Genomic DNA, 14,842 nt, shown 5'->3' with positions numbered 1-14,842 from the left:
AGGGGAGGTGAGGCCTGCAATGTCAAGGGAGGGGCCGGTCCAACATCTGGTCAGCGTGATTGGAGCGTTAGCTGTCCAAGGCATGGGCGAGCACCTTGCGCATGACACTGGGGAGCGCTTCGCTCGCGAATTCGGTGCGCGGCACCCAGCGATAATTTTCGTCCGGCAAGGGCGAGCCCAGTTCATCCTCAGTTAGCCAAACCTCCAAGATCAGGTGAAAATGGGTGAAGGTGTGCTCAACCTGCCCTGGGAGTTCGCGCCATTTCGCGCGCAACGGCACGTGATTCTGCGGGATCGGGGACGGGGTTGCTTCCCACGGTGTCGAGGGGACCTCGAGCATGCCGCCGAGCAGCCCACGTTCGGGCCTGCGACGCAGGAGCACGGCGCCATCGTTGCGGGTGATCAGGAAGGCGGTGCCGTGTCTGGTGGGGCGGGCAAGCTTTGCGCGCTTGCGGGGCAAGGTTTCCGCTATGCCGAGCGCTCGAGACTTGCAGCGGTCGCTCCATGGACAGATCAGGCAGTTTGCCTTGCGCGGTGCGCAGATCGTCGCCCCGAGATCCATCAATGCTTGGGCGAAATCGCCTGGGCGCTGGCGCGGAACGAGACCAGCTGCCAATGACTTAAGGATTGGCTTCGCATCGGGCAGTGGCTCCTCGACGGCGAACATGCGCGCCATGACCCGCTCCACATTGCCGTCAACGGCGGGATGAGGCTGACCGAAGGCGATGGCGGCAATGGCTCCGGCTGTATAATCGCCGATGCCGGGCAGTGCTTTCAGCTCGGCGAAATCGCGCGGAAATTCACCAGCATACCGGCTTGCGATGACGTTGGCACATTTGTGCAGGTTCCGCGCGCGAGCATAATAGCCAAGCCCGGCCCAGGCCTTGAGGACCTCATCCAGGGGGGCTGCGGCAAGATCGACAATCCGGGGCCATTTTTCGATGAAGCGCAGAAAATAGCTGCCGGCGGCGGCCACCGTGGTCTGCTGCAGCATGATTTCGCTGAGCCAGACCTTATAGGGATCGGGACGCGTGCCCGGGGCTGCGCGCCAGGGGAGATGGCGGCGATGGCGATCATACCACGCGAGCAGTGCATCGCTCAGCTTCGCTGCGACTTCCCCGTCATGGGGCATAATCGAGACCGAGGCTCCGCTGGTCAGCTTCTGGCGCACAGCCTATATTCCGCTCCACACATGCGCTTTATATTGCACATATCACCAGCCATGCGGCATTGACCATGGCCAAGCCGATCTGGAAGCACCTCGAGCCGGTGACGGCCAAGATCTTCGCCCATCATGGCTTCGCCTATGGCGAGATCCTGGCCTGCTGGCCGGAGATCGCCGGTCCCGATCTTGCCCGCTGCTCGCTGCCGGAGCGGATCCGCTGGCCCAGGGCGCGTGCAAACCAGAGCGAGGCTGCGGGCGCGAGTGCCAAGCTGTCGAAACAAGGTGGCACACTCATCCTCAGGGTTGCAGCGGGCCATGGGCTCATGATCCAGCATGAGACGCCACGGCTGATCGAGCGTATCAACAGTTATTACGGCTATGGGGCGATCGCCAAGGTGAAGCTGGTGCAGGATCCCAACCTGCTGATCACTCCGCCCGAGGCAAAGGAGGCTCCGCTGCCGGCAGACGCCGTGCAGGAGGTCGAGGCACATGTTGCGGAAATCGCCGATGACCGATTGCGCCAGGCACTCAAAAGGCTGGGGCGCGGGATCTTGCAGCGGCGCCAGAATGCTGCCACGAAACCGTGATTTCCGGTTTTGCCGCGAGAGGGCCAGTTTCCTGCTCGAATGCGCGATGTGGCGAGCCTAAGCTCTGCCCGAATCGTGGCAAGATAGAATCGATAGGGATGAGAAGATGAAAACAGATCGTCGGTCCGTGATCATTGGGAGCGCTCTGGCGGGAGTTGCGCTGTTTGCCGGCGGAACGCTCAGCGCGATCATGGACGTGGCGGATGCCCGGGCGGATCCGTCGCCAGAGGCTCTGGCGCAGGCCGGCCCGCTGGGCGATGTGGTCCTCGGCTCTGATCAGGCGCCGGTCACCATCGTCGAATACGCATCGCTCACTTGCCCCCACTGCGCGGCCTTTGCGACCGAGACCTTTCCTCAGCTCAAGGAAAAATACATCGATACGGGCAAGGTGAAATTCATCTTCCGCGAGATGCCTTTCGACGATCTGGCTCTGGCTGCGGCCATGGTGGCGCGCTGCGTGCCGAAGGACAAGTTCATTCCAATGGTCGAAATGCTGTTCGAGCAGCAGAAGCAGTGGGCCAATCAGAACGCCCGTCAGGAGCTGTTCAATATTGCCAAGCTCAGCGGCATGACCCAGACGCAGTTCGATGAATGCCTGAAGAACGAGGAGATCGCCAAAGGCCTCATCGATACCAGCCAGCGCGCCACCAAGGAGTTCGGCGTCGATTCCACCCCGACCTTCTTTGTCAATGGAAAGATCCTCAAGGGCAATCGCCCTCTTGCCGATTTCGAGGCCCTGATCAAGGAGGCTGCGCCGACCTGATGGATGATCCAGCAAGGGGCAGCGCTGCTGGAATATCCCAGCCGGGATCTCGGCCATGAGATTTTCGCGGCTCAGGCTGGTCGGCTTCAAATCCTTCGTCGAGCCGACGGAACTCCTTATAGAGCCTGGCCTCACCGGGGTGGTGGGGCCGAATGGCTGCGGAAAATCCAACCTGCTGGAAGCCCTGCGCTGGGTGATGGGCGAAAGCTCGCATAAGAATATGCGCGCGTCCGGCATGGATGACGTGATCTTTTCCGGAACCACCAGGCGCCCGCCCCGAAATATGGCTGAGGTGACGCTCACGCTGGACAATAGCGAAAGGCGCGCTCCCGTCTCCTTCAATGACAGTGATGTCATCGAGGTCACCCGGCGCATCGAGCGGCAGAGCGGCTCCGATTACAAGATCAACGGGCGCGAGGTGCGGGCGCGAGACGTCCAGCTTCTGTTTGCCGATGCATCGACCGGTGCCCGCTCGCCGGCCTTGGTGCGGCAGGGGCAGGTCAGCGAGCTGATCAATGCGCGGCCCGAGTCGCGGCGGCGCATTCTCGAGGAGGCGGCTGGCATCACCGGGCTCTACACGCGGCGGCATGAGGCAGAGCTGAGGCTCAATGGTGCCGAGGCCAATCTGACGCGGCTCGATGACGTGATCGGGCAATTGGAGACGCAGCTCGCCGCGCTCAAACGCCAGGCGAGGCAGGCGCAGCGCTATCGGCTGCTGTCAGCGGAGATCCGGAGGCTCGAGGCAGCCGTGCTCTATCGCGCCTGGGCAGAAGCGCAGGACCGCGCCGCCGAGGAAGAGCGTTGCCTACGGCAGGCGCTCACGACGCTCGGAGAGGCCACCGCTGCCCATTCAGCGGCAGAGAGGACACAGGCCGAGGCCGAAGCGGTGCTGCCGGAGCTCAGGGATGCGGTCACGGTGCGGGCCGCGGTGGTGCAGCGGCTGCGGGTCGAGCAGAGTGAGCTCAAGGCGGAGGAGGCCCGTAACGAGGCCCGGCAGCAGGACCTAAGGAGCCAGCTCAAGCAAATCGAGCAGGACCTGCATCGCGAGCAGGAGCTTGTGGACGACAGCGATGCGGTGCTGGCGCGTCTGGCTGCCGAAGAGGAGGGCCTGCGCCAGGCGGCAGGAACGGATGATGCGCAGCGGACGCAGGCGGCAGCCCAGCTCTCGCTGGCAGCAGCGCAGATGACCTCGGCGCAAGAGGCATCAGACCAGGCAGCCTCGCGCCATTCCGAATGCGTCGCCCGGCGTTCAGCGCTCGATCGGCGGCTCGCGGAGCTCAAGGCCAGGGCTATGCGTCTTGCCCGCGAGCATGATGAGGCGGAGGCGCGGCTGGCACAGCTCAGGGCCGATGATCAAGAGGCAGAGCGGTTCGAGGTCCTATCGGGCGCCCATGCGGCGCTTTCCAAAGCGATCGAAACGGCCGAACAGTCGGTGCGGAACCTGGAAGAACGGGTTCGTGCCGCGCGTCAGGAGGAAGCCGACCGGCGTTCGAGCTATGATGAGGCGCGGCGCAAGGCCGACACGCTGTCTACGGAGGTTCGAACGCTCACCAAGCTCCTCAAGGTGAGTGATGGCGAGCTGTGGCCGCCAATGCTCGATGCGGTGAAGGTCGAGCCCGGCTTCGAGCAGGCGCTCGCTGCGGCCTATGGCGAGGATCTCGATGCCGCGGCAGATACGGCCGCACCGGTCCATTGGGCCAACTTGCCCCGTCTGGAGGAGGCTGCAGCCTTGCCGGAGGGGGCGGAGCCGCTTGCAGCACATGTGGCTGCACCAGAGGCGATGGGGCGCAGTCTCGGCGCGATCGGCATCGTGGAGGCAGGCGAGGGGGCGCGATTGCAGCCTCTGCTCAAGCCGGGGCAGTGTCTTGTCTCCCGTCAGGGTGATCTCTGGCGCTGGGATGGCTATACGAAACTGGCCAAGGCGCCGTCGGCCGCCGCGGTCAGGCTTGCCGAGCGCAACCGGCTCGCCAGCCTGACAGAGAGCGCTGCAGAGGCCGAACAAAGAGCGGGAGCAGCAAGGGCTGCGTTCGAAGCCGCGCGTAAGGCGCTCGATGCGCTGCTCACCCAGGAGAAGAACGGGCGCGAGAGGCTTCGTGTCACCCAGCGTGAGGCAGAGGCCAAGCGCAACGAGCTCGCGAGCCTCGAGCGGCGCATGGCAGAGCGCAATGCCAAACTCGATTCGCTGGAGCAAACGAGAGCGCGGCTTGCCGGCGAGCGGGACGAAATGGCCGGTGCGATCGGCAGCACAGCTGCGGAGCTCGCGCAGTTGGAGATGCCCGATGCGCTCAAAGCCGAGCTCGACCGATTGCGGGCGGCGCTGGCCGAGGCGCGCGCGCAGCATACAGAGGCACGGGCAAGGCATGGTGCTCTCGAACGGGAAGCGCGCCTTCGCGCCGATCGGCTGCAGTCGCTCGGCAAGGAGCGGGACGCCTGGCGGGCGCGAACCGAGAAGGCAGCCAGCCAGATCAGGCTTTTGACAGAGCGCGCAGCCAAGGTGCGGGAAGCTCAGGCGGAGCTCGCGGCGGTGCCGGCGCGGATCGAGGAAAGGCGCCGTAAGCTGCTGACCGTTCTGACCGATGCGGAAAACCAGGAACGGTCCGCTCGGACGGAGCTGGAGCGGGCGGAAAACCGCCGGCGCGACGTGGAAGTTCAATTGCGCCGGGCTGCCGAGGCTCTTGCTGCCGCGCGGGAGCAGCATGCCCGCAAGCAGGCGGTGCTCGATGCCGCCCGGGCCCGCGTCGAAGATGCGAGGCTCAGGATCATCGATGCGCTCGATAGCGAGCCAGCTGGCGCCCTAAAGGCAGCGGGAGTGAGCTCAGTCGCCGAACTCCCACCGCCAAAAGAGATTGCCGATAGGCTTCAACAGCTCAGAGCCGATCGCGAGCGGCTCGGCGGGGTCAATCTGCGGGCCGAAGAGGAGGCGCAGGCAGTTGATGCGCAGCTTGCGAGCCTCGTGACCGAGCGGAACGATGTGGTCGAAGCCATCACCAAGCTGCGTCAGGCCATCCAAAGCCTCAATCGTGAAGGCCGCCAGCGGCTTCTCGAGGCGTTCGACGCGGTCAACGCCAATTTCCAGGATCTGTTCACGACCCTGTTCGGCGGCGGGCAGGCAGAATTGCGGCTGGTCGAATCGGATGACCCGCTAGAAGCCGGCCTCGAAATCATCGCCAATCCGCCGGGCAAACGGCCGCAAGTCCTGTCGCTGCTGTCGGGGGGCGAGCAAGCCTTAACGGCGGTTGCGCTCATCTTTGCAGTGTTCCTCACCAATCCCTCGCCCATCTGTGTGATGGACGAGGTGGATGCACCGCTCGACGACGCGAATGTGGAGCGATTCTGCAATCTGTTGGACGCCATGCTCACCCGGGCCGAGACGCGCTTCCTGGTGATCACTCATCACCCCGTGACCATGGCGCGCATGCATCGATTGTTCGGCGTGACCATGATGGAGCGCGGGGTCAGTCAGCTGGTCTCGGTTGATCTTGAAGCGGCAGAGGCCCTGCGCGAAGCGGGCTGAGGCATCATGCCGCTTTCTCAAGGTGGCCCCTACCACAGGGCGTCGAAGGTGCTTGTCGGCTCAAAATCAGCCTCGTAAAGCTCCCAAGGCGGAGCCTCCCGCCGGAACCGTGCATCGTCGGATCCAGAAGAGTCCTGTGCATTCTCGGGATCCAGCAAGATGTGAATCACTACCCAATTCCTTTCGCAATTATTCCGATCGCGGGGCGCCTCTGGCAGCTTGTTTTGGCGCTGCAATGTCATCTCCGAGGCAGGATGGTGGCGAAGCTGATGGTTGTGGAGGAAATCAACTAGCAGTTTCAGTCACTTGCGACCTATCCGGCTGTGCTTGACAGGGCGTAAAGCCATCTCTATCTTGCGCGCGACTTTCCGGGGGGCGGGCACTCCTCTGGCGAGGTCATCGAGAGGTCTGTGGTGGACGATGAACCAAGGGATCAAACGTCCGGTCGGTCCAACGACTTCACGGAACGTCTCGAACGCGCGCGAGCATCCATTCAGGCTCGGGAACAGGAGCCAAGCCGCCGGAGGAGTTCCTATGACTTCGGCATTCGTGTGGCCACCGAAATGGCGGTGGCTGTCGCGGTAGGCTTTGGTTTCGGTTGGTACCTGGATAAATGGCTTGGAACCAGGCCGTGGATGCTTTTGCTGTTTCTGCCGCTGGGCGCTGCGGCCGGCATCATGAACGTGATGCGGGCGGCCCGTGTCGAAGCGGCCCGGCAGCAGGCAGAGCTTGCGCGCAACCAAAGTGACGAAACGAATCGGGGCGACAGAAATCAGTCTGGGCCCTGATCGAGCAGGACAGGAGCTGGCTGGTGGCTGCGCAGGACGTTGGTGGAGGATTGACGGAGCACGCCGCGACGAATCCGACCGAAGCCGGGGGGCTCCATATCGACCCCATGCATCAGTTCGAGATCTCGCCGCTGGCCAAGATCTCGCTCGGTCATCTGAATGCGGATTTCACCAATTCAAGCCTGTGGATGGTGATCGCCGTCATCGTGGCGAGCCTCATCATGCTCGCGCCGGCCGCAAGGCTCGTGCCGGGGCGGCTGCAGTCGGTCGCCGAGATCGCCTATGAGTTCGTCGCCAACATGATGCGCAGCACCGTGGGCGAAGGCGGGCGGCCGTTCTTCCCGTTCATCTTTACGCTCTTCATCTTCATCCTGACCACCAACATGCTCGGGATGGTCCCCTATTCCTTCACCGTGACCAGCCATCTGAGCGTGACCTTCGCTCTGGCGCTCACGGTGTTCATCGTGGCGACGCTCGTGGGCTTCGCCAAGCATGGCGCCGGCTATCTCAAGCTGTTCGTTCCCTCCGGCGTGCCAGCAGTATTGCTGCCGCTGCTGGTGGTGATCGAAGTGATCTCCTACTTCACGCGCCCGATCAGCCTCTCGGTTCGTCTTTTCGCCAACATGCTCGCCGGCCACACCATGCTCAAGGTATTTGGCGCGTTCGTGGTGGGAATGGGCGTGCTTGCGGGCTGGCTGCCGCTGCTTGTCATGGTCGGTATCACCGGGCTCGAGTTCCTGGTGGCCTTCCTGCAAGCCTATGTGTTCGCGGTGCTGACCTGCATCTACCTGAACGACGCCATCAACATGCATCACTAATCATAAGTCTGAGGAGTTTCTATAATGGACGCGGAAGCAGCAAAGTTTATCGGCGCGGGCCTTGCCTCGATCGCTCTGGTGGGTGCTGGTCTCGGCATCGGCATGATCTTCGGCAACTACCTCCAGGGTGCGTTGCGCAACCCGGCCGCTGCCCCCGGTCAGTTCGCCAACCTGCTCTTGGGCTTCGCCCTGGCGGAAGCGACCGGTCTGTTCGGCCTGGTGGTGGCGCTGATCATCCTGTTCGTGTTCTAAGACGGCCGCAATTCGCGAACCGATTGGCTGACCGGCTCGAGGGGCCTTCGTGGTCCCTCTTCGTCGGCATCGAGGAATTCGAATTCTGGCCGCCGCACCGTTTGGTGGCCGCTGACTGCAAGGCGTGACGATGCCACAGTTTGAATTCGCGACGGTACCCTCCCAGATCATCTGGCTGGCGATTACCTTCGTCGCGCTCTACTTCATCATGTCTTGGTTTGCGCTTCCGAAGGTCGGGGGCGTCATCGAGCAGCGTACCAACCGGATTGCCGGCGATCTCGACGAGGCAGACCGGTTGCGCCGGGACGCGGAGCGCAGCACGGAGGTCTATCAGACCTCGTTGGCGGAGGCGCGGGCCAAGGCCCATACCATCCACCAGGAAAAGCGCGATGCGACCACTGCGGAATTGGAGACAATCCGCAAGGCGGTCGAGGCGGAACTCGAAGAGAAGCTGTCGGCTGCCGAGACGCGGATCTCCGAGATGCGCAACAAGGCGCTGGCGGAGATCAAGGACGTGGCCGTCGATACCGCGGGCGACATCATCGAGCGCCTCAGCGGGATCACCGTTGATCGTCCGGTCGTGGCGGCTGCGGTTGAGAGCGCCGGACGCGCAGGAAAGGCCTGAGCATGCTCACGACACCGGAATTCTGGGTCCTCGTCTCCTTCGTGGTGTTCGTCGCGCTGCTTGGCTATCTCGGCGTGCACCGGAAAGTGACCGATACCCTGGACAAGCGCGCCGCGAATATTCGAGATGAGCTGACGCAGGCGCAGCGGTTGCGGGAAGAAGCGCAGGCGATGCTGGCGGAAGCTCAGCGCAAGCAGCGCGAGGCGGAGAAAGAGGCCGCCGATATCGTGGCGCTGGCCCGCGAGGATGCCAAGGTTCTCGCCGAGGAGACGCGTAAGAAGCTCGATGAGCTCCTGGAGCGTCGGCGCACCCTGGCGGAGATGAAGATCAAGCAGGCTGAAGATCAGGCCGTCAAGGACGTCCGGGCGGCGGCTGCCGATCTTGCCGTGACCGCCGCGGGCCATGTTCTCGCCAGTGCGGTCAAAGGACCGCAATCGGCGAAGCTGGTGGACGAGAGCATTCAGGCGCTGCCGGCGAAGCTGCACTAAGCACTCGCAAATTACAGCTTTCGCGTTGCGAAAAGGGCGCCCCTGTGGGCGCCTTTTTCTTTGCGAGAGCACTCGAAGACTCAGAGCGTTTCCGCTCTCCTTGTATCGTGAAACCGCGTCTCACGCTCTTGCTTGGTCGCATTTCCTCGACGCGAACCGGTATCCATTTCGCTCGAAAATGCTTTAGCTGCTCATTGCATGTTCAGAAGATCGTTGGCCAAAGACCAGTGGATCTTGGCCGCTTCGGCGTGATTGTGGAGCTCTGCAAGCGGCCGTTGCCACTCGCTGGGGGATTGGTCCAGTGGAAAGGCGTCGAGGCCATGCTTGAGTGCTTCCACATTCTGATGCGCGCGGTGCAGATTTGCCTCGGCGAGGGACGCGGGCATGGGGGTGTCGTGGGAGAGCTGTGTGCCTTGCGGAAGGTCGCGAAGGAGATTGCTGATCGACTGACGCTGTTCCTGAAGCGCAAATGGCGCCAGGTGCTTGACCAGAGAGGGATCGCTCGCGGCAACCGAGTGAAGATCCTGGAGCTGCATTTGGGTTTGGTGGAGCGTCTTTCCGATGTGCTCATCCATTCGAGCAATCGTGGCCTCGGTCCAGTGTCCCTTGCTGCTCTCAGCCGCTTGATGAGCCACGGCAAGGGGCATTGACCGGGGCTGGGTGCTTGGACAGGGCTGAGGCATTCAGCTGGCTCTTGACCGTGTCCAGCGCGCGCTGAGCTTTGGCCAGAGAATCCTCTACGGCCAATTGCGGGGATGGGTGCGGCTTGAAATGGAAGGGCGCCCAGGCGAGCTCGCGCTGCAGGTCCGTGGCGAGGCCCGCAATCTTGTTCAACTGCTTGGGGCTTGCGGCAAGGCCATTCCTGGCCGATCCCGCAGTCTCGATCTGATTAATAAGGTGCGAGAAGACATCTGAAATCTGCGGGGTCGACAGCTTGGGAAATTTCGAGAGGCCGGCGTTGCCAGCATCGGAATAGAGGGGGAGTTTGGGCATAACACTGTCCGGCGATACAACCTAAAGTGGCGTGTATCGCCGGAGAAAATGTCACGAAGGCGGCAGCTGTCCGCCGCCTGAGCTTATTCGGCCGCGTCGCGATGCAGCCGCGGCTCGCGCCAGCGCAGCACCGGCTGGCGGGCCGCACGGGTCTCGTCGAGCCGTCCGACCGGAGTGAGGTAGGGCGCGCCGGTAAATCGGCTCTTGTCGCCCGACTTTGCCGCCTCAACGAGGTTACGCAGGGCCGATACGAACTGGTCAAGGCTTGCGCGCGATTCCGATTCTGTCGGCTCGATCAGCATCGCCCCATGCACCACGAGCGGGAAATAGACCGTCATGGGATGGAAGCCTTCGTCGATCATCGCTTTGGCGAAGTCGAGGGTGGTCACGCCAGTGCCTTTGAGGAAGCTGTCATCGAACAGAACCTCATGCATCGAAGGCCGCTTGCCGAAAGGCAAGCTCATCAGATCCTCGAGGCCTGCGCGGACGTAATTCGCATTGAGAACAGCGTCCTCGGAGGCCTGCCTCAGACCATCGCTGCCATGGCTCAGCATGTAGCTCAGAGCGCGGACGTACATGCCCATCTGACCATGGAAGGCTGTCATGCGGCCGAAGGCCTGGCCTGCGTCCGGGTCCTGCTCGGTCTCGACAAGCCGGAACCCGTCCTTGCCGTGAACGATGAAGGGCAAGGGGGCAAAGGGCGCCAAGGCCTCGGACAGCACGACAGGGCCGGCACCGGGTCCGCCGCCGCCATGGGGGGTCGAGAAGGTCTTGTGCAGGTTGATGTGCATGGCATCAACACCGAGATCGCCGGGCCGAGCCTTGCCGACGATCGCGTTGAAATTGGCCCCGTCGCAGTAGAAGAAGGCGCCGGCGGCGTGTACCGCGTCGGCGATCGCGATCACATCGCGCTCAAACAATCCGCACGTATTGGGATTGGTGAGCATGATCGCGGCAACTTCCGGGGTGAGATGGCGCTTGACCTCTTCCGGATCGACCGTGCCGTCAGCGCGCGCCGGGATCGGCTGAACGGTATAGCCGAGATAGGTCGCGGTTGCCGGGTTGGTGCCATGAGCAGATTCCGGCACGAGCACGATGGAGCGCTTGTCGCCACGTGCTTCCAGGGCTGCGCGGATCGCCATCATGCCACAGAGCTCGCCATGGGCACCGGCCTTGGGGCTCATAGCCACGGCAGGCATGCCGGTGAGCGTCTTCAACCAATGGGCCAGGGTATCGATCAGCTCCAGCGCCCCCTGGACGGTACTCTCAGGCTGCAGGGGGTGAATGTCGGCAAAGCCCGGCAGGCGCGCCATGCGCTCATTGAGGCGCGGGTTGTGCTTCATGGTGCACGAGCCAAGCGGATAGACACCGAGGTCGATCGCGTAGTTGCGCCGCGAGAGGCGAACGTAATGGCGCATGGCCTCGGGTTCGGAGAGGCCGGCAAGGCCGATCTCACCACCGCGGGCCATTTTGCCGAGCCGGTTCTCCGGTTTTTCCGGCAGATCGATATCAACGCCGCTCTTCTCGCGACCGCCAATCTCGAACAGCAGCGGCTCCTCGATCTCGAGGCCGCGATTGCCGGTGAAGGTCTCAATCTGATCGCCAATGGCAGCGGCATCGGCTGCCGGCGTGGTGGGGCGACCCTCTCGGTTCATCATGCCAATACCTCACTCAGCGCGGCCTTGTAGGCGGCGCGATCCGCATCCGTGTTCACCTCGGTTGCCGCCACGATGATCTGGTCGTGCATGGCCTTCTCGGATGGACGCAGCCTGGAGACGGGAACACCACCCAGAATGCCGCGATCGGCAAGGGCTGCGATGACCTCGGCGCCAGGGCGCGGGGTGCGGATGGTGAATTCGTTGAAGAAGCTGCGGTTGAGGACTTCAACGCCTCTCACGCCGCCCAAGGCATCTGCCAGGAGGCAGGCATTGTGGTGGTTTAGCGCGGCCAGCCGGCGGAAGCCTTCCTCGCCCAGGAGGGAGAGATGGATGGTGAAAGCCAGGCAGCACAGGCCGGAATTGGTGCAGATATTGCTGGTTGCCTTTTCGCGGCGGATATGCTGCTCGCGGGTGGACAGGGTGAGCACGAAGCCGCGCCGGCCGTGGGCATCCACCGTCTCGCCGCAGAGGCGCCCCGGCATCTGGCGCAGGAATTTCTCGCGGGTGGCGAACAGCCCGACATAGGGACCACCGAAGTTGAGCCCGACGCCCAAGGACTGGCCCTCGGCAACCACGATATCGGCACCCATCTCCCCGGGGGATTTCAGCGCGCCGAGCGAGACCACTTCGGTCACTACCGCAATCAGCAGCGCGCCCTTGGCATGGGCTGCCTCGGCAATCGGTGCGAGATCGATGACCTCACCAAAGACATTGGGGGTTTGCACGACAACGCAAGCCGTCTCGTCGTCGATATGGGCGGCAATGTCCTCGCGATCGGTGATGGCGCTCGGCAGGGCGATGACGCCGGAGCCGCCGAAGCGGCTGAGATTGTCAACGACTGCCCGATATTGCGGATGAAGCCCGCCGGAGAGAATGGCCTTGCTGCGCCGGGTCACCCGCTCGGCCATGAGGACCGCCTCACCGCAGCCGGTCGAGCCGTCATACATGGAGGCATTGGCCACTTCCATGCCGGTGAGCAGAGCCACCTGCGTCTGGAATTCGAAGAGATATTGCAGGGTACCTTGCGATATCTCGGGCTGATAGGGCGTGTAGGAGGTGAGGAATTCCGACCGCTGGATCAGATGGTCGACGGTCGCGGGCACGTGGTGCTTGTAGGCGCCGGCGCCGACGAAAAAGGGCACCTGACCTGCAGCCATGTTCTTCGCCGCCATTCGCCCCAGCGTGCGCTCCACCTCCATTTCGCTAGCGCGCCGAGGAAGATCGACCAGGCCTTCGATCCGGGCACGGGCGGGCACGTCGGCATAAAGCTCGTCCACCGAGGAAACCCCGATGGTCTTGAGCATTGCCTTGCGATCATCGCTGTTGAGCGGCAAATACCGCATCAGTGCTGCTCCTCAACAAAGGCCTTATAGGCGTCGGCATCCATCAGGCCGTCGAGCTCGGCAGCCACAGTCAGCCGGATCTTGAAGAACCAGCCCTTACCCTCGGGATCCTGGTTGATGAGGGCGGGTTCCGATTCGAGCGCCGAATTCACTTCAACCACCTCGCCGGTAAGCGGCGCATAGACATCGCTCGCCGCCTTCACCGATTCGACCACTGCAGCCTCGCCGCTCTGCTTGAGGGATTTTCCAACCGGGGGCAGTTCGACAAATACGACATCGCCCAGCTGCTCCTGAGCATATTGGGTGATGCCAACGGTCGCGACATCGCCGTCGACGCGGACCCATTCATGCTCTTGGGTAAACTTTACAGTGCTCATGTCCTGTCCTCAGAAGGGTCCGACGTCAGCGCCGGACATAACGATGGGGAACAAAGGGCAACCGGACCACTTGGGCGGCCAAGGGCTTGTCGCGCACAATGATTGATACGGCGGTGTCGGGCGCCGCATGGGCGATATCCACGTAGCCAAGCGCAATGGGCTGGCCGAGGCTCGGGCTGAAGCCGCCGGATGTAACCTGGCCGATTGGGGTGCCATCGGCGGAGGTGATGGTTGCACCCTGGCGCGCCGGCGCGCGGCCCTCGAGCTTGAGGCCGACCAGGCGCCGGGACGGCTTGTTCGCGAGCTCCTGCGCGATGCGCTCATAGCCCGGGAAGCCGCCACGCTCGCGGCGGCGCTTGCCAATGGACCAAGTGAGGCCGGCCTCAACCGGGCTCGTGGTTTCGTCAATATCCTGGCCGTAGAGGCACAGGCCCGCCTCCAGGCGCAGGCTGTCACGGGCGCCGAGTCCGATGGGCTTTACCTCCGGGTTAGCCAGCAGGCTCTCGGCAAAACGCTCCGCAAGCCCTGCCGCGAGGGAGATCTCGAAGCCGTCCTCGCCGGTATAGCCGGAGCGGCTGACGATCACATCGCCTTCGATACCGTGATGGCCGGAGAATTGTGTCTCCAGGGCATTCATGAAGCTCAGGGTTTCGATGCCGGGAACATAGGGCAGCAGAACGTCGGCCGCCGTTGGCCCCTGCAGGGCGAGCAGCGCGCGATCCGCGATCGGGGCCAAGGTTGCGGCGCCAGCCAAGCTCTGGGCAATATGGGGGAAGTCCACATCCTTGCGCGCGGCATTGACCACGAGAAACAGCCGCTCCTTGCCGTCTCTGGCAGCCAGGCGGGTGACCATCAGGTCATCAATGATTCCACCCTCGGCCGTCGTGAGCTGCGTGTAGCGGATGTGATTTTCCGCAAGGCTCGCGACATCGCCCGGAACGAGCTGCTCGAAGGCCTCGGCCACCTCGAAGGGGGCCGTCAGTTCGGCCTGGCCCATATGCGAGACATCGAACAGGCCGGCATGCTCGCGGGTCCAGAGATGCTCGGCCATGATGCCGGTCGGATATTGGACGGGGAGAGCGTAGCCCGCGAAGGACACGATGCGGCCGCCGAGCCGTTCATGCAGCGCGAGAAGCGGCGTTGGACGGGGAGGGGAAGTGTCTTCGTTCTGAGCCATAATCTCTCTCGGTCCTTACAGAGGTACGACGCCCGACATCGTGTCCGGCTGCGCCCCCTCTGTCTCGAAACCTGAGAGATTTCACTTCGTCGATCACTCTGATGAAGCGATCGGTCCGAAGCTTACCCCATCGGTGAGCAGCCGCTCAGGCGGCTGCTGCTTTCCAGAGTTGCTCTCGCCTCATCGGTCCTTTTGCCTGAGAGTTTCCGGGGCGGTTGCTCCTTCGGCTCCGGCCTTGCGCCGGTCTCTCCCGCTGAGGCAGGCATGTCATGTCGTCCTCGCGGTACGACATGT

Annotated in this window: 15 protein-coding genes and 1 riboswitch; of the genes, 8 read left to right on the top strand and 7 right to left on the bottom strand. The window is 63.3% G+C overall.

Translation table 11 applies throughout. The features are described from left to right. Nucleotides 1–67: 67 nt before the first annotated feature. Nucleotides 68–1,132, bottom strand: coding sequence for an A/G-specific adenine glycosylase (mutY, locus tag RCF49_RS05365; protein ID WP_432807390.1), 1,065 nt, complete (start codon nucleotides 1,130–1,132; stop codon nucleotides 68–70). A 104-nt stretch (nucleotides 1,133–1,236) separates the two neighbouring features. On the opposite strand from mutY, the gene RCF49_RS05360 reads away from it, so the two are divergent. From RCF49_RS05360 to RCF49_RS05325, 8 genes are all read left to right on the top strand, one after another. After that, nucleotides 1,237–1,752: a DUF721 domain-containing protein gene (locus RCF49_RS05360; protein ID WP_342643008.1), complete on the top strand. Its 516-nt coding sequence runs from the start codon at nucleotides 1,237–1,239 to the stop codon at nucleotides 1,750–1,752. 106 nt (nucleotides 1,753–1,858) lie between these two features. Further along, a complete protein-coding gene (locus tag RCF49_RS05355; RefSeq protein WP_342643007.1) occupies nucleotides 1,859–2,515 on the top strand; it encodes a DsbA family protein in 657 nt (218 codons plus the stop codon). Between the two features lie 55 nt (nucleotides 2,516–2,570). After that, nucleotides 2,571–6,029: a chromosome segregation protein SMC gene (gene smc, locus RCF49_RS05350; RefSeq protein WP_342643006.1), complete on the top strand. Its 3,459-nt coding sequence runs from the start codon at nucleotides 2,571–2,573 to the stop codon at nucleotides 6,027–6,029. A gap of 410 nt (nucleotides 6,030–6,439) precedes the next feature. Then, entirely contained in the window at nucleotides 6,440–6,817 is a 378-nt protein-coding gene (locus tag RCF49_RS05345) for an AtpZ/AtpI family protein (protein ID WP_342643005.1), read from the top strand. A gap of 107 nt (nucleotides 6,818–6,924) precedes the next feature. Beyond that, the gene (locus tag RCF49_RS05340; protein WP_342644126.1) at nucleotides 6,925–7,635 is read left to right on the top strand and encodes a F0F1 ATP synthase subunit A; all 711 of its coding nucleotides are present in this window, start codon (nucleotides 6,925–6,927) and stop codon (nucleotides 7,633–7,635) included. A 24-nt stretch (nucleotides 7,636–7,659) separates the two neighbouring features. Further along, entirely contained in the window at nucleotides 7,660–7,887 is a 228-nt protein-coding gene (locus RCF49_RS05335; protein ID WP_137390060.1) for a F0F1 ATP synthase subunit C, read from the top strand. Nucleotides 7,888–8,017: 130 nt separating this feature from the next. After that, the gene (locus tag RCF49_RS05330; protein WP_342643004.1) at nucleotides 8,018–8,512 is read left to right on the top strand and encodes an ATP F0F1 synthase subunit B; all 495 of its coding nucleotides are present in this window, start codon (nucleotides 8,018–8,020) and stop codon (nucleotides 8,510–8,512) included. A 2-nt stretch (nucleotides 8,513–8,514) separates the two neighbouring features. Beyond that, nucleotides 8,515–9,000: an ATP F0F1 synthase subunit B gene (locus tag RCF49_RS05325; RefSeq protein WP_342643003.1), complete on the top strand. Its 486-nt coding sequence runs from the start codon at nucleotides 8,515–8,517 to the stop codon at nucleotides 8,998–9,000. 191 nt (nucleotides 9,001–9,191) lie between these two features. On the opposite strand, the gene RCF49_RS05320 is transcribed toward RCF49_RS05325, so the two are convergent. From RCF49_RS05320 to gcvT, 6 genes are all read right to left on the bottom strand, one after another. Further along, on the bottom strand, nucleotides 9,192–9,575 hold the full coding sequence (locus tag RCF49_RS05320) for a hypothetical protein (RefSeq protein WP_342643002.1): 384 nt from the start codon (nucleotides 9,573–9,575) through the stop codon (nucleotides 9,192–9,194). A gap of 40 nt (nucleotides 9,576–9,615) precedes the next feature. After that, entirely contained in the window at nucleotides 9,616–9,993 is a 378-nt protein-coding gene (locus RCF49_RS05315; RefSeq protein WP_342643001.1) for a hypothetical protein, read from the bottom strand. A gap of 83 nt (nucleotides 9,994–10,076) precedes the next feature. Beyond that, nucleotides 10,077–11,651, bottom strand: coding sequence for an aminomethyl-transferring glycine dehydrogenase subunit GcvPB (gene gcvPB, locus RCF49_RS05310; RefSeq protein WP_342643000.1), 1,575 nt, complete (start codon nucleotides 11,649–11,651; stop codon nucleotides 10,077–10,079). Further along, nucleotides 11,648–12,994, bottom strand: coding sequence for an aminomethyl-transferring glycine dehydrogenase subunit GcvPA (gene gcvPA, locus RCF49_RS05305; RefSeq protein WP_342642999.1), 1,347 nt, complete (start codon nucleotides 12,992–12,994; stop codon nucleotides 11,648–11,650). Before gcvPA ends, gcvPB begins: the two co-directional genes overlap by 4 nt. Continuing rightward, nucleotides 12,994–13,371, bottom strand: coding sequence for a glycine cleavage system protein GcvH (gene gcvH, locus RCF49_RS05300; protein ID WP_342642998.1), 378 nt, complete (start codon nucleotides 13,369–13,371; stop codon nucleotides 12,994–12,996). Before gcvH ends, gcvPA begins: the two co-directional genes overlap by 1 nt. A 25-nt stretch (nucleotides 13,372–13,396) precedes the next feature. Beyond that, on the bottom strand, nucleotides 13,397–14,548 hold the full coding sequence (gene gcvT, locus RCF49_RS05295; RefSeq protein WP_342642997.1) for a glycine cleavage system aminomethyltransferase GcvT: 1,152 nt from the start codon (nucleotides 14,546–14,548) through the stop codon (nucleotides 13,397–13,399). 174 nt (nucleotides 14,549–14,722) lie between these two features. Continuing rightward, a riboswitch (glycine riboswitch) is annotated at nucleotides 14,723–14,811 on the bottom strand. Nucleotides 14,812–14,842: the final 31 nt, after the last annotated feature.

It is taken from the genome of Rhodoligotrophos sp. CJ14 (assembly GCF_038811545.1).
Classification (GTDB): domain Bacteria; phylum Pseudomonadota; class Alphaproteobacteria; order Rhizobiales; family Im1; genus Rhodoligotrophos; species Rhodoligotrophos ferricapiens.
This window is presented reverse-complemented; position numbering and strand designations above follow the sequence as displayed.